This window comes from Leuconostoc sp. BM2, from assembly GCF_002095565.1.
Taxonomy (GTDB): domain Bacteria; phylum Bacillota; class Bacilli; order Lactobacillales; family Lactobacillaceae; genus Leuconostoc; species Leuconostoc falkenbergense.
In genome coordinates this window covers 16,057-31,133 of sequence record NZ_MOWQ01000011.1, presented here as the reverse complement: position 1 = coordinate 31,133, position 15,077 = coordinate 16,057, and the positions used below count along the sequence as shown (strand labels likewise).

Below are 15,077 nucleotides of genomic sequence, written 5' to 3'. Positions count from 1 at the left end.
CTGGTCTATTGTTTTTTTGGTTGGCGCAGATAAGATTTTGGTACGGTCCAATTTTTTGGACTCTAAAAAAAAACTGCTAAATGCAGTATTTCATTCTGAGTCAAGACTGACAAAGGCATTATAACGAAGATATTTATAGTGCAAGCGCATTGTTGAAAATTCAAGTGGCGTACCATCATCCATGAAAAAAATACCTTCCATAATCCCAACTGGCTCTTTTTCCGATAATTTTAATAGCTTCTGATCTTCTTCAGTTGATGGTTCTGCCATAATTGTCATAAACGACTTTGTAACTGAACGGTGTTTATTTTTTTCAATATATTCATAAACTGAACCTGAAACAATATCACGATTCAGACCTGGTAAAACGCTAATCGGCACATAACCACGCTCAATCATAAATGGCACACCTTCCAAACGACGTAACCGTTTTATTTCATAAACAAAGTCACCCTCATTTAAGAAAAGTGCTTGTTGCTGCTCTGGCGTTGCTGGGATGACCTTGAAATCTATTAATTCAATTGCCGGTGCTTTGCCGTCGACACGAAAAGAATCAGAGACACCAAGATTTGATCCTTCATGTTGGAAAATAGCGTGGTTCTTCAAATATAATGGATTGACAAAAGTACCACTGCCACGTTTTTTGAAAATGACCCCTTGTTGAACAAGCACATTGAGCGCTCTTTTGATTGACGAACGTGAAACATCATACTGTTCAGCTAATGATCGCTCATCTGGAAGTTTCAAATTAGCAAATTCGCCTTGATAAATTTTTTGTTTTAAGTCCGCTTGTACGGTAACATAGATAGGTTCTGACATAATGTTAATAAGTATATCACATATTGGTCTGACCAGTCATTTCATTGGTTGTTCCAATTGTGGTAAAATATGAGCATGAGTAAAAAGAAAATGAAAAAAACATTGCCCGAGCAGGTAATGGATAAGCATAACATTCCATACGAAGCGCTGTCTCTCAACATTATTGACAAATCAGAAGCCGAACGTGATGCTATTTTAGAAACGTTTCACGTGAAACATGATGATATTTATAAGACCTTAGCCGCAGAAGGTGATAAAACTGGTCCAATTGTTGCTGTGCTCCCTATTACATCACATCTATCGTTAAAAAAGTTAGCGGCAGCTTCTGGTAATAAAAAAGTCAGCATGTTGCCATTAAAAATATTGCAAAAAACAACTGGCTACATTCACGGGGCCAATAATCCTGTCGGTATTTGGCAAAATAAGCACTTCCCAATTTTCTTCGAGCAAACTGCTCAAAATGCACCGTACATTTTGGTAAGTGGTGGTGAATTAGGTCGCTCTGACAAAATTAATCCCGTAGATGTTGCATTACTGGTTGGTGCCTCATTCGTAGATTTACTAGAACATGACTGATTGGCTAAATATGGTGGGCGAGCAACTGCTTTTTTTCTTTATCCTACCAATTATTATTGTTTATTTAGTAGGTAGTCTCTCATCCTATTTGACAGATCAACTCAATCAGCGACTAGGTCATAATCTTACGGCTATCTTAAGCTTTTTTGGCGTCGTAATACACGAATTAAGCCACTTGACTGTCGCCTTGATTTTTCGGCATCACATTGTCAGCTTTTGTCTCTGGCAAATTAGTGAGGACGGCATATTAGGTTATGTTAATCGTGAATATAATCCAAAAAGCTATTATCAACGCCTAGGCAATTTTTTTATTAGTTTAGCACCCATTCTTGGTATATGCCTAACTATTTGGTTCTTGTTATCCTTTGGCTGGATTACTGGTTGGCACATTAGAAATATCATTATTGTCTTCATTTTAGTCAGTCTGTTGTTGGGATTTCATCTTTCTCAAGCTGACTGGCAAAATTTTTGGCGAGGAACACCTTTTTATCTGACACTCATTGTAATCATCACTACCATCAAATTTATATTTTTCCAATAAAAAAAGCGCATTCGCGCTTTTTTTACCAACCAGAACTCATATCAGGAACGCCAGCATTCATACCATCACGATATAATGGCGCCATGGCATTAAATTTGAAAGTTGGCTTGTTAAACATTAATGTCGCAGTCCCTCGTGCACCAGCACGATTCTTTTCAAAAATCACTTCAATCGGCACTGCTTCTTGTTCTTCACGGGGATCCCCTTCGCCGTCTTCACCGTCATCACGAGAATAATCATCACGATACAGGAAAGCAACAATATCAGCATCTTGTTCGATAGAACCTGAATCACGCAAGTCAGAAAGAATTGGACGTTTATCTGTACGTTGTTCCACGCCACGGCTCAATTGAGCGAGCGCTATGATTGGCGTACTTAATTCTTTTGCTAACTTTTTGATTGATCTTGACACTTCAGAAACTGCTTGTTGGCGGCTTTCGGTGTTGTTTGACTCAATCAAGCCTAAATAATCAATGACAACGAGTCCGATTGGATGCGGATTTTGGACGCGATCTTCTGGTGACATTTCATTCAACAAATCACGTTCAAGTTGATGCAGTTTTGCACTAATTTGATTGATTTTAATGCCTGCGGTATCGTCCATGTAGATTTGCATTTGTGCCAAAGATTGCATAGCCAATGTGAGTGCTTGCCAATCTTCTTGCGTCATTTGCCCAGTTGTCAAATGGTTAGAATCAATAGATCCTTCGCCAGCTAATAAACGGCCAACAATGTCGGTCGCACTCATTTCCATTTCAAAAATAACTACTGGCACTTGTTCATTCTTGGCAACATTACGCGCAATGTTAAGTACAAAAGCTGTTTTACCGACTGCCGGGCGAGCACCAAAAACGATCATTTGATCATTACGAAAACCGTGTGTTATTTTATCCATTTCTGGAAATCCTGTGGATAACCCAACCACATCACTATCGTTTTTCACAGCCTCGTCTAGATTAGCTTGATATTCCCGAATGACATCTTTAATTTTTCGAAAATCCTCACTACCTCTATTCTCGGCAATAGTATCAATGCTACGTGATAATTGATCTAATAAATCTTCACTTGGTTCTGACGCGTCGTAGGCTAATGACATGCTACGCGTTAACGTATCAATCATTTTGCGTAAAATCGCCTTTTCTCGAACAATATTGGCATAGTGTTTTAAGTTAGCTGAAGATGCCGTTGACTCAGATATTTCTGCCAAATAGGACATGCCACCAACATTGTCAAGTTGTTGCATGCTATTTAATTTGTCTTGCAGTGTCAACATATCAATGGGGCGGTTGTCCTCAACCAAGGATTGCATCGCCTTAAAAATCGTTTGGTTCGCTTGTCGATAGAAATCTTCCGGCGCCAAAATCGCACTCGCCTCAATCATGGCGTTCTCTGATTTGACATCAAAAAAGATGGCGCCAAGCACTGCTCGTTCAGCGTCAATATCCTGTGGCACCTGCCGATATTCATTTGATACCGGATTATCCATCTTAACCCTCGCTCACATGCACACGCAAGTTAGCTGTCACTTGACGATGAAGCTTAACAGGGACATTCGTATATCCCAAAGCATGAATTGGCTGGTTTAAAACCATCTTACGTTTGTCAATTTTAATTTTATATTGTTTTTCAAGTCCGGCAGCAATTTGTTTGGTTGATATTGCACCAAATAAACGGCCATCTGCACCGGACTTACCAGTCAATTCAACGACTGTCTTCTCGTCCTCAAAGAACTGAGCTAACTTTTGCGCATCTGCTAGTTCTTCCGCAGATGCCTTTGCTTCAGCCTTTTGACGACCCTTAACAGCACCTAAATTCTTCCCCGTCGCTGGTTCAGCTTTTTTATTTTTTATCAAAAAATTATTGGCGTAGCCATCAGGAACTTCCTTGACTTCACCTTTTTTACCGCGACCTTTAACATCTTCTAAAAATACAACTTTCATTTTAAAACCTCATTCTTCTTTTTGCTCAGCCAATACGTCTAATAATTGTTCCTTCACTTCATCAGTCGTGACGTCAGCAATTTGAGTAGCAGCATTGGACAAATGACCACCACCACCTAGAGCCTCCATCACGCGTTGAACATTACGATCACCAGTTGAACGTGCAGAAATTCCGACACGCCCATCTTGACGTTTAGTAATCACAAATGAAGCATCAACACCACTAATTTGTAATAGTTCATCTGCTGCCTGAGCTGTAATTAACCCTGAATAATTATTTTGGTTTTCACCAGTCACAATCGCATTGCCATCCTGAATTTCCGCTAAGTTAATTAAGTGAGTTCGTGCTTTGAAATCCGTAAACTTTTCTTTCATGAATGACTGAATTAAGTTACTATCTGCACCGTTGGCACGCAAATAACTTGCTGCATCAAAAGTACGTGAGCCAGTACGTAAAGTAAAGTTCTTTGTGTCAATTTGGATACCACCAAGCATCGCTGTGGCTTCAATTTTTGTAATTGGCGCATTTGATTGATCTTGATACTGCAGCAATTCAACCACTAACTCCGAAGTTGATGAAGCGTATGGTTCAATATAAGACATTAACGGTTTATCTTTTAACCCTTGCTCAGCCAGACGGTGATGGTCAATAACAACAACACGATTTCCTAGTCGTGCCAATAATTGTGATGCACCCGATATATTAGTGTTAGCGTGATCAACCAAAACGAGTAAAGTATTATCGCGTACTAATTTAAGCGCGCGCGTTTCATCAATAATGGAATCATTAATATTTGATCCGGGTGCCACAAAGTCAGCAGGACTTTTTCTAAGTTCGGCCAGTAATAATTTGATATCACTGTATACCTGCTTTTCATCTATCACGAGAAACGCCGGTTTGTTTTTGGTCTGGGCTAGTCGCCACACACCCAATCCAGCACCTACTGAATCCAAATCTGGCATCACATGACCAGCGATCATAATGTTATCAGCTTGTTCAATTAATTCAGAAATGGTCTGTGAAACCATACGTGCACGGACGCGAGTTCGCTTTTCCATAGGATTGGTAGCACCACCGTAAAAACGTGCCGCCGAATCCTCAGCCTTAACGACGACTTGATCGCCGCCACGCCCCAATGCCAAATCAAGATTGGTTTGAGCTAGTTTTGCCAGCTGATTAATATCTGGCGTGCCATACGCAATACCAATTGATAAAGTCACCGGTAAGTTTTGTTGGGCAGTCGCTTCACGAATTGCTTTCAAAACACTGAATTTGTCAGCTTCTGCCTCTTCCAAGGCGGATTGATAACCAAACATTACGTAATGCACTGTGTTTAAGCGACGAATATAGATTTGATGATCTGCTGCCCAATCAGACAGTGAGCGCGTGACAAATGTTCGTAACGTTGAGGTCTCTGATTCACTCATCCCCTCAGTTACTTCCTCATAATTATCCACCGATACCAGACCGCTGAACAATTGATGATCCTCATATTGTTTAGCAATGGCAGCATATTCACTGATGTCCATTAAATAAATAACCCGTAAATTTTGTTGAACAAATAATGAAAATTGTCGCTCTTGCCAAGTAATGGTATTCGTGTCAGACGAATCAGCATAACTGTTAATTTCCTGTGCAAGCGTACCATCAAGTTCTGATAATTCCAAACCTAGCACATCTCTTTTGTCCAAATAAGACTGCATATAGGGGTTAATCCAGTCAATTTTTTGGTCTTGGTTCAGTAATATAATACCAATTGGCATACGAATCAAAGCTTCTTGTTCACTACGGGCAATACGATAACCTAATCCTGATAAGTATTCCTGTGCGTTTTCGCTAACCTCTTTGAACGCTTGCCCACTGAAGACAAGCCCAATCACAACTACCACCAACCAAATTAAACCAAATATCCAGTTAATAGCCACCGCAAAAACAACACTCATCACACTCGCTACTAACAGCAGCAAGGCAACCGTGCCTAGTTTTGTGTTTTGGAAAAAAATAGGTAAGTTTTTAAAATTAAAAAATCGTTTCACGCGTTACTCCTCGTAACTTTCATATCTACTATTTTACCACAGGGTGGCCTGTGGTTAAAATGAGATGGTCTGGTTAAAAAATACAACAAAAAAACCCAAGAATCATTTCTTGGGTTTTAAGCTGAATTAGTCTTCCGTAACGAAAGGCAACAAAGCCATGATACGCGCACGCTTGATAGCAGTTGTTACCTTGCGTTGGTTCTTGGCAGAAGTACCAGTTACACGACGTGGCAAAATCTTACCACGTTCTGAAATGAAACGCTCCAACAATTCAGTGTTCTTGTAGTCGATGTATTCGATGTGATTAGCAGCGATAAAATCAACCTTACGACGACGACGTGGGCCGCCTTGTGGACGACGTGAACGTTGTGGACGTTCAGAGTTTTGTGGACGTGAGTTTTGTTCTGACATAATAAAGCTCCTTTCTTAGTGTTTAATTTAATTTAAAATGGTAAATCATCATCTGATATATCAATTTCAGTGTTGCCACTAGCCGCAAATGGGTTAGGGGCATCGTTTTCAGATGTTGCTGACTTATTAGCTGAACCTTGGTTCGCACTAGCAAAGGGATCAACACCACTAAACGAATTATCATTACCGCCAAATGAATGGTCATTTGAGCCATTATTATAGCTACCCGCATTGCTGTTAGAAGAGCCGTTTTGTGCACGACGCTTTTCACTTTCTGCACGGGATTCTAGTAATGAGAAATTATCCGCAACAACTTCAGTCACGTAAACACGTTGACCTGCGTTGTTTTCATAATTTCTTGTTTGCAAACGACCTTCAATCGCAACAAGTGCGCCTTTTCCAGTAAAGTTAGCAAAGTTTTCAGCTGCTTTACGCCAAATAACTGCGTTAATAAAGTCAGCTTCACGTTCACCACTCGCGTTAGTGAACTGACGGTTAACCGCCAAGCTAAACGTGCCGACAGCTACACCCGATTGGGTATAACGTAATTCCACATCGCGGGTCAATCGCCCAATCAATACTACTCGATTAATCATTTAAAAGCTCCTTTCCCAGTGGAAATTCAGATTACTCTGCGTCGCGCTTAACAATCATGTGACGTAAGATATCTTGTGAGATCTTAGCCAAACGATCAAATTCATTAGTAGCAGCATCGCCTTCAGCTGTGAAGTTGATAATGTGGTAAGTACCTTCACGGTAACCAGCAATTTCGTAAGCAAAGCGGCGTGTTGCCCAATCTGCTGACTTTTGAATTGTTGCACCGTTGTTTGTCAAAATGCCGTCAAAACGCTCAACAAGCGTCTTTTTAGCATCCGCATCCAAATCAGGGCGAACAATATAAGTCAATTCGTATGATGTAGCCATTGTATTTCCTCCTTTTGGTCTCTGGCAGCCTTAGCTGCAAGGAGTGCACGCATAATTTTATGCATTCACAGGTATTAATGATACTACATATCGCCTATTATTATCAAGTGTTTCGCAAAATTATTTCCACAGGTAACTTATTTTACGGTTTGTGTTGAATTTTTACTTATGATTCAATTTTACCGAGAAATTTCATATAACGCATGAGCAAAAATTGATTGGGTCTTAGGAATATTGTCAATCAATACGTACTCATTGGGTTGGTGGCTCATGACCGGTACATCTGGGAATTGACCACCAAAAGCAACACCACGCTTGAGCAAACGCGCATATGAACCGCCATTAGAAATTTTGTATTGCTTAACTGTGTGTGTATGTTCGGCATAAACATTTTCTAGTGTCGTCACAATTGGATCGTTCAAATCGACCATGTGTGGTTGATTACCAAAGGACTCTTGCTTAAATGTTTTGCCGACCAAATCACCCATGTGTCGTTGTACCTGTGTCAAAATCGCCGTCTCAGTAATACCCATTGGATATCTAAAATTGATTCTGATTTCTGATTCAGCGTTTTTATTAAACGTCATTTGCCCAATATTTAGCGTCAAATCACCCATAATGTCATCGTGATACACTAGTCCCAGTTTCTCACCGAAAACATTTTGGTGGTTAGCAATCCCCAAAAATTCCAAAAATGCATGGGCTTGCTGATTGAAACCATAATCGACCAAAAAATGGGCCAAGTACGTTCCAGCATTCAATCCAGTTTCAGGATAAGCGCCATGAGCTGACTTTCCGTATAACGTTAATAAGATATGCCCATCATCATATTGACCAACACCAGAAATTATTGGTGTGTCATTCAAATAACGCTCATAGGCGCCCAAAAAACCGTTGATGTCAACCTGACTTGGTAGCTCGATATCAGCTGTGGCCATGCCCGGTACGACATTATCACGTTCACCAGCATGAAAATGATGCAATTGCCATGCGCTTGTCGTGACGCCTTGAAATTTGGTCGCCAATGTTAGCACACCCTTTTCACCCGGTACGACTGGAAATGCTCCGTCCGGTGAAAATCCTAATGTTGGCTCGCCAACTTCGCTTAAGTAGGCCTGCATATCACGCCAATCTGACTCCTCATCACTCCCGAAAATCAACCGTATTTTTCGTTTGGGTTGAAATCCCATATCTTTGAGCTGCTTTACCGCATAATAGGCAGCTAGCAGGTCGGCTTTCATATCGTGAGAACCACGCCCGTACAGTCGATTGCCTTCAATTTTGGGACTAAATGGCAGTGTCACCGTCCACGCATCCCCTGCGGGAACAACATCAACATGCGATAATACCCCTACGGTTTCCGACGCGTCTTCCGGACCATAGTCAACAACAACAATCATGTTATCAGCCACCCGATTGACTTTGAAACCGTCACGCTGCGCTATATCACTAATAAATTTGAGTGCCATATCAATGCCTGTGCCAAACGGGCGTTGGATATTAGCTGTTGTTGGATCAAGCACTGATGGAATAGCCAAAAATTGAAGCAAATCAGCCATTAAAGCTGGTTGATACTGTTGGGCATTTTCTTGCCACTGTGATGATGTTAATTGAATGGATTCCACAAGCGCCCCCCATTTTGAAATACTAACAAAATACCAATCGCGACAATGATTAATGTACCAATTATCATGCCAAAGTCACGACCAGAAAATTTTTGATCTTGATACCAAGTACGTTTATTATACCGGCCAAAGCGTCGTAATTCCATTGCCTGACTAATCGTATCAATGCGATCTAAACTAGAAAAAACTAATGGTAAAATAATTTGCACAGCGCCTTTCATACGTTTTGTTAAGGATGCTTTTTTAGAAATTTCATAGCCACGCGCCTGTTGCGCCAAACTGATTGTGTGGTAATCACTTTGAACATCAGGAATATAACGAAGTGTCAGGGCAACTGCGTAAGACACTTTGTACGGCACCCCAATTTTGTTTAAGCCAGAGGCAAACTCGCTTGGATTAGTCGTAAATAACAATACAATTGATAATGGAAATGAAAAAACATACTTTAATAGTAGATTTAATTCATAAAACAACTGCTCTTGTGTGATTGTCCAATAGCCAGTACCAAATAGGACGTGTTTTGAGCCATACAATTCTGCACCGTATTGTGGCGCTAAAACTGTAATCATAATTAAATTAAGGACCCCAATAAAAATCACTAGTTTCAATAACAAGGCATATTCGCGATATTGAATGTGCGAAACCTTAATCAGTATAAAAGATAAAATAACCAGTGCCACGAGAAAACGCGTATCGTAAGAAACCATACCAACTGTTGTCAACGCCAAAAAACCAACTAGCTTAGCTGTGCCAGTTGTTTGGTTCATCCATGTATCACGCGCTTTGTATCCAAATAACGAATTGTTCATATTACTTCCTTATCGCAGCATTGAGTTTTTCCGGTTGATTAATCGCCAATCGTTTCGCCAAACGATAGATACTCGTTGTCCGCAAGCTTGCTGCTGTGACCAGCTTTTCGTCGGCCAATAATTCAGCCGGCGTAGTTTCTGCTAGTAGCTGGCCGTCAACAATAACCAACACACGCTGGACAAAATTTGCCAGCAAATGCATGTCGTGCGTGATGATAATTATTGTAGTCTGCTGTTGGGCATTGATTTTCTGCAAAAAAGTCAGTAGCTGAGCAGTATGCGTCGCATCTTGTCCAGCTGTTGGTTCGTCCAAAATTAAAATTTCCGGTTGTAAGACTAAGACAGCAGCAATCGTCAATCGCTTCTTCTGACCAAAACTAAGTGCGGAAATTGGCCAGTGGCGCATGCCATCTAAATCAACTAATTTGAGCATATCACGCACACGTTGTTCAATTGTGTCAGCATCGACTTGGCGTAATATCAAACCACTGGCAACTTCATCATAAACTGTTGATTTCGTAATCATGTGGTTGGGATTTTGCAACACGTAGCCAATGTGGTCGGCGCGTTCTTTAATTGATTGCCCTAAGACAGACTCGCCATGCAATAAAACATCACCACTACTTGGTTGTAAAAATCCTGTTAGTAAATGTGATAATGTCGTTTTAACAGAACCATTCTTACCGACAATGCCGAGAATTTCACCGGTGTGGATTGTCGTTGACAACGCGTTGAACAATGGTTGTCCCGCACTGTAACCAAATGAAACATTTTGAATGATTAGTTGTGGATCGGCAAGTTTGGCTGGTGTTACAGATTGACCAATAGCTGCAATTTGTCCACGATATGGTGTCACATCAATTTGATCCAAATCAGACACATGTGGCAAATTGGTAATCGCCACACCAGCTTGGCGCAACAATTGCACATAAAGTGGCTCATCTAGCCCATTATCCAGTAATACGCCAGCTTGTACGATCTCGTCTGGTGTGCCATTCGCAACAATTTTACCGTCAGACATTACAATTACACGGTCAATATCTGCCCCCAGCACTTCTTCAATACGATGTTCAATGATGACCACTGTCAAATCACGTTCAGCCTGCAATTCAGCAATCATTTTCATAGCAGCATGTCCAGCAGCTGGGTCCAAACTCGCCAAAGGTTCGTCAAATAACAGCAACTTTCCGTCGTCAATTAACACACCAGCCATTGCAGTGCGTTGCTTTTGCCCACCTGATAAATCTTGTGGTGCCAAATTCAGGCGTTCCCCTAGACCAAAACGTTGCGCCCACTTTGCAACTTTTTGTTTGATATTGTTCACCGGTTGTGTATCATTTTCCAATGCAAAAGCGATATCTTCAGCCACAGTCATACCAACAAACTGCGCATCTGCATCCTGTAAAACAGTTCCAGCTTGTAAAGAGAGTTCAAATAGAGATTGATCCAAAATATTTTTGCCATTTAATAATAATTGACCTGTCACATCTCCCTGATAAGCTTGAGGAATCAAGCCATTAAGCAACCGCAACAATGTGGTTTTACCAGAGCCTGAGGCACCAGCAATCAAAACCTTTTCACCCGGATAAATCTGAAAACTCACGTCATGTAAAGTTGGTTCGGCTTGTGCATTGTATTTAAATGTGACATGTTGAAAATCAATTAACGGTTCCGGCATGATGACTCCTATGTACGCGGCAACTGCCGCATGAGAACTATTCGCTACGTAACGAACTCTTTTTGGGACGTGACTTCACATAAGCCACAATTAAAATTGAGCCAATGATTGCCACTGACAAAATATTCACAATTGCTGCCACAATGCCTTGCAAAAAGACTTTGTTAGCTGGCTGCTTATAAATTAAAATATCGCCAATTGGGGCAATCACTACCCATGACACAACGTTGGCAACAATTTGCCAAACGTTGAATTGAATCAGCTTTTTAGCCGTTAAATCCCCACCTTGCAAATCTAAAAAGCGTTTGCTCAAGCCAAGCAGTAAGCCAAAAACACCATCTGCCAACACCCATGACCACCAAGGCGCACCATAAGTGGCATCAGTCAACGTATGCCCGATAATACCCACTAAAAAGCCAACTACTGGTCCAAATAACCCAGCTATCAAAGCCAACCAGCCTTCAGCCACGTTAACGTTGGTGTTAGGAACACCTGTTGGAATCGCAATATACTTCATCAAAATGAAGAAAACTGCTGCGCCGATTCCAGTTGCGACTACTGCCCGTACAGATAGTCCTGATTTTTTGCGTTGTTCACTCATCGTTTTTCTCCTAATTATTCTATCATCTACTGTGCTTCTTTGGTAAGTACGACCGCCCAATTTTGACCAGCACCAACGTGATACGTCTGCTCAAAACTACCAGTGTGGACGCCAAAAGCAACTGTATACACCGAGTCAATATAAATCAACGGTTCTCCCGGATTAACATCTGTAAAGGTATGCACATAAGGCAAGACCTCATCAAACAAAACATGATCATGATGCGTTATCTGAACACGCAAAGTATCACCATATACCAGATTCAGCTTCTCAAACTCACTGATAGGAATGTTAGACCATAGTGAGCCAAAGTTAACATCGGTAATATCAATGTTACCAACGAGTTGTGGCTGTCCGTACTGCGTTTCTTGATAACGCCCCGGTGTAATTGGCAAACGTACTAAATCATCTACTGACACACTCTGATGATAATCCTCAAATTGTGTCTGCCCACTAGCTAATTTGGCCCCATTAAAAGCATAAATATCGCGCCCGTGGAACGTCGCTGATTTTTCTGATCCCGGCAACCGTTGCGTTGTTTCGTCAATCACACGTGCGCTTTCAATCAAACCATTAGTTAATAAATGAGACAAAGTACCATTATCTGGTGTCACAATATAATGCCCTGTTGTTGTCTTAGCAATGATAGATAGCCGATTGGACCCCACGCCGGGATCAACTACCGAAACAAATACCGTACCAGCTTGCCAATAGCGAAATGTCTGGAACAGTCGAAAGGATCCTTCAAATATATTAAAAGGCGTGATCCCATGGGTTAAGTCACTGACGACAATGTTATCAGCCACGCCGTAGGCAACGCCACGCATTGAGCTTACCGCACCATCTTGCAGGCCAAAGTCAGTCTGTAAAACGAGATGTCTACTAATCATTATACTTCTTCTTTCTTTTTTTAGTCGTTAAAAATGAAAAGTCCCTGTTAATCCTAAGATTAACAGGGACGTCAAAACGTGGTACCACCCAAATTCAGCACAATGTGCACTCATCACGATAACGGTGTTCATCCGGACGCACAGCTTGCACCATACGACATCATCCACGTTCATCTTCAATAAATTGCGTCATACCGGCTTTCACTATCCCGACTCGCTATATTGCCACGCCTTATCTACTCTTCGCTTCATTGATTTATTAACTTATCATTATTTTAAGATAATTCTTATTTATTGTCAATAATTTTGTTAGTATCAATGCTTTTTTAATCACAAATTATCATCATATTGATATTTAATCATCATAAAATCAAAAGCTCATGAGATTTGAACATCTCACGACTTTTTAGCTAACAACATAATCATTAATCACAGCGGCAAAATCATCATGGTAAATATCAAACTTTTTTTCACCAACACCAGAAATGGCCAAAAATGCTTCGTCTGTTTGTGGCCGATTTTGAGCCATGGCCATGAGCGTTTTATCGGAGAAAATTAAGAACGGCGGAATACCGGCTTCACGCGCCAATACTAAGCGCTTTTCTTTCAACTGAGCGAACAAGCGATTATCATCATCTGACAATTTCAAGCCCTCTTGCGTCGCTGATTGACGAAGAATACGAACCTTTTCCAATCGTTTGGTAACATTTCCCTGTCCTTTAAGGACATCGGCGCCAAGTTTAGTGACCTTTAACACCGGATACTCTGACCCTTCAAAACGCAAGTAGCCGTCAGCCGTCAAATAATCAATAAACTGAGTTAAATCTTTCAAAGTGCGCTCTTTCATCAGACCAAATGTGGGTAAGTCACGCAAATACTCATACTTTTTCACACTCGCATCATTAGAACCTTTCAACACTTTGGCAACCATTGTCTTGCCAAAACGCTGATTCATGCGCATAACATTAGCTAAGACTTTTTGTGCATCTACCGTCACATCAACTAATTCTCGCTTATCTAAACAGTTCGAACACCGACCACAGTCTTGTGTTACTGTCTCACCAAAATATTGCAACAAATAGCGTGGGAGACACGTTTGGGTATTCGCATACGCATTCATTTCACGAATTTTATCGTATTCATTTTGCTTGTAAGCTTCGGAACCTTCTGATTTTTGCACGAAGAATTCTTGCAGATGGATATCCTGAGGTGCATACAGCAAAATTGCTTCAGCTGGCAAACCATCACGACCGGCGCGGCCAATTTCTTGGTAGTATGCTTCAATATTGCCCGGTACTGAATAATGAATGACGTAGCGCACATTCGGCTTGTTAATGCCCATTCCAAAGGCATTCGTCGCCACAATGACTGGACTTTCGTCGTAGAGAAAAGCTTCCTGTTGTTTTTGCCTTTCCTTTTCTGACAAGCCCGCATGATAACGAGCAGCATGAATCCCAATTTTATTGAGGTAGGCTGTCAACTCGTCAACTTGTTTGCGTGTTGCCGCATAAATAATACCAGTTTGGTCAGCGTTTTCACGCAGATATTTAGCAATATAATCACGTTTATCTTGGTTGCGGACTATTTTCAACGCTAAATTATCCCGCGCAAATCCAGTAAGTACAGTGTCATCGTCACTAACGCCCAAAAGTTCTTGTAAATTTTCACGGACACGTTCAGTTGCTGTGGCCGTCAAACCAAGAATTGCCGGATTACCGGGAATTTCGGACAACAAAGGCAAGATGTTAAGGTAACTTGGTCTAAAGTCGTGTCCCCATTGCGACAAAACATGTGCTTCATCAATGGCAATTAAGTCCACCGGTAACTGTTGCACAAAGCTAAAAAAGCTTGGTACTTCAAGGCGTTCAGGCGCAACATACAACATTTTATAAACACCATGACGTAGATCCGACATGCGTTGGGCTTGTTCCTGACCATCGACTGTTGAGTTCAGAAAAGTTGCCGGGATCCCTAATGTATTTAAACCGTCAACTTGATCCTTCATTAAGGAAATGAGCGGTGAAATTACTAACGTTAATCCTTCAAACATCATGGCTGGCAACTGGTAGGTGATTGATTTACCACCACCGGTTGGCATGATGGCTAAGGCGTGCTTGTGCGCTAATACCTTGTTAATGACTGATAATTGACCAGTTCTGAATTGGTCATATCCAAAAGTTTCTTTTAAAATTGTTTCCGGCGTTTGATTCTGCATACTTTCCATTA

15 protein-coding genes are annotated in these 15,077 nt (G+C 41.1%); 2 read left to right on the top strand and 13 right to left on the bottom strand.

Features of this window, described 5'->3' with window-relative positions; translation table 11 throughout:
- Positions 1-90: 90 nt before the first annotated feature.
- Positions 91-819: a GntR family transcriptional regulator gene (locus BMG01_RS04885; protein WP_004911113.1), complete on the bottom strand. Its 729-nt coding sequence runs from the start codon at positions 817-819 to the stop codon at positions 91-93.
- 75 nt (positions 820-894) lie between these two features.
- On the opposite strand from BMG01_RS04885, the gene BMG01_RS04880 reads away from it, so the two are divergent.
- Both BMG01_RS04880 and BMG01_RS04875 read left to right on the top strand, forming a co-directional pair.
- Complete coding sequence (locus BMG01_RS04880; protein WP_036066487.1) at positions 895-1,395, top strand: aminoacyl-tRNA deacylase; 501 nt, start codon at positions 895-897, stop codon at positions 1,393-1,395.
- Positions 1,388-1,936: a hypothetical protein gene (locus BMG01_RS04875; RefSeq protein WP_036066470.1), complete on the top strand. Its 549-nt coding sequence runs from the start codon at positions 1,388-1,390 to the stop codon at positions 1,934-1,936. The genes BMG01_RS04880 and BMG01_RS04875 overlap by 8 nt, the downstream gene beginning before the upstream one ends.
- 22 nt (positions 1,937-1,958) lie before the next feature.
- Here the strand turns inward: BMG01_RS04875 and dnaB are convergent, their stop codons facing one another.
- The 12 genes from dnaB to recQ all read right to left on the bottom strand — a co-directional run bounded on the left by dnaB (position 1,959) and on the right by recQ (position 15,066).
- Positions 1,959-3,422 (bottom strand): replicative DNA helicase, encoded by a 1,464-nt coding sequence (gene dnaB, locus BMG01_RS04870; protein WP_004911121.1) that lies wholly within the window; start codon positions 3,420-3,422, stop codon positions 1,959-1,961.
- 1 nt (position 3,423) lies between these two features.
- Complete coding sequence (gene rplI, locus BMG01_RS04865) at positions 3,424-3,876, bottom strand: 50S ribosomal protein L9 (RefSeq protein WP_004911126.1); 453 nt, start codon at positions 3,874-3,876, stop codon at positions 3,424-3,426.
- Between the two features lie 9 nt (positions 3,877-3,885).
- Positions 3,886-5,913 (bottom strand): DHH family phosphoesterase, encoded by a 2,028-nt coding sequence (locus BMG01_RS04860; RefSeq protein ID WP_004911129.1) that lies wholly within the window; start codon positions 5,911-5,913, stop codon positions 3,886-3,888.
- 126 nt (positions 5,914-6,039) lie between these two features.
- A complete protein-coding gene (gene rpsR, locus BMG01_RS04855) occupies positions 6,040-6,324 on the bottom strand; it encodes a 30S ribosomal protein S18 (RefSeq protein WP_004911134.1) in 285 nt (94 codons plus the stop codon).
- Positions 6,325-6,356: 32 nt separating this feature from the next.
- Positions 6,357-6,920 carry a single-stranded DNA-binding protein gene (gene ssb / locus BMG01_RS04850; protein WP_004911137.1) on the bottom strand — a complete coding sequence of 188 codons (564 nt, stop codon included), beginning with the start codon at positions 6,918-6,920 and terminating at the stop codon, positions 6,357-6,359.
- Between the two features lie 31 nt (positions 6,921-6,951).
- Positions 6,952-7,248, bottom strand: a complete 297-nt coding sequence (rpsF, locus tag BMG01_RS04845) for a 30S ribosomal protein S6 (protein WP_004911142.1) — start codon at positions 7,246-7,248, stop codon at positions 6,952-6,954.
- A 179-nt stretch (positions 7,249-7,427) separates the two neighbouring features.
- Entirely contained in the window at positions 7,428-8,873 is a 1,446-nt protein-coding gene (pepV, locus tag BMG01_RS04840) for a dipeptidase PepV (RefSeq protein ID WP_036068400.1), read from the bottom strand.
- A complete protein-coding gene (locus BMG01_RS04835; RefSeq protein WP_004911147.1) occupies positions 8,855-9,682 on the bottom strand; it encodes an energy-coupling factor transporter transmembrane protein EcfT in 828 nt (275 codons plus the stop codon). The genes pepV and BMG01_RS04835 overlap by 19 nt, the downstream gene beginning before the upstream one ends.
- Before the next feature lies 1 nt (position 9,683).
- Positions 9,684-11,360 carry an ABC transporter ATP-binding protein gene (locus tag BMG01_RS04830; RefSeq protein WP_036068401.1) on the bottom strand — a complete coding sequence of 559 codons (1,677 nt, stop codon included), beginning with the start codon at positions 11,358-11,360 and terminating at the stop codon, positions 9,684-9,686.
- Positions 11,361-11,397: 37 nt separating this feature from the next.
- The gene (locus BMG01_RS04825) at positions 11,398-11,961 is read right to left on the bottom strand and encodes an ECF-type riboflavin transporter substrate-binding protein (protein WP_004911153.1); all 564 of its coding nucleotides are present in this window, start codon (positions 11,959-11,961) and stop codon (positions 11,398-11,400) included.
- 26 nt (positions 11,962-11,987) lie between these two features.
- The gene (locus BMG01_RS04820) at positions 11,988-12,851 is read right to left on the bottom strand and encodes an S-adenosyl-l-methionine hydroxide adenosyltransferase family protein (RefSeq protein ID WP_036066475.1); all 864 of its coding nucleotides are present in this window, start codon (positions 12,849-12,851) and stop codon (positions 11,988-11,990) included.
- A gap of 406 nt (positions 12,852-13,257) precedes the next feature.
- Positions 13,258-15,066 (bottom strand): DNA helicase RecQ, encoded by a 1,809-nt coding sequence (recQ, locus tag BMG01_RS04815; RefSeq protein ID WP_036066477.1) that lies wholly within the window; start codon positions 15,064-15,066, stop codon positions 13,258-13,260.
- Between the last annotated feature and the right edge of the window lie 11 nt (positions 15,067-15,077).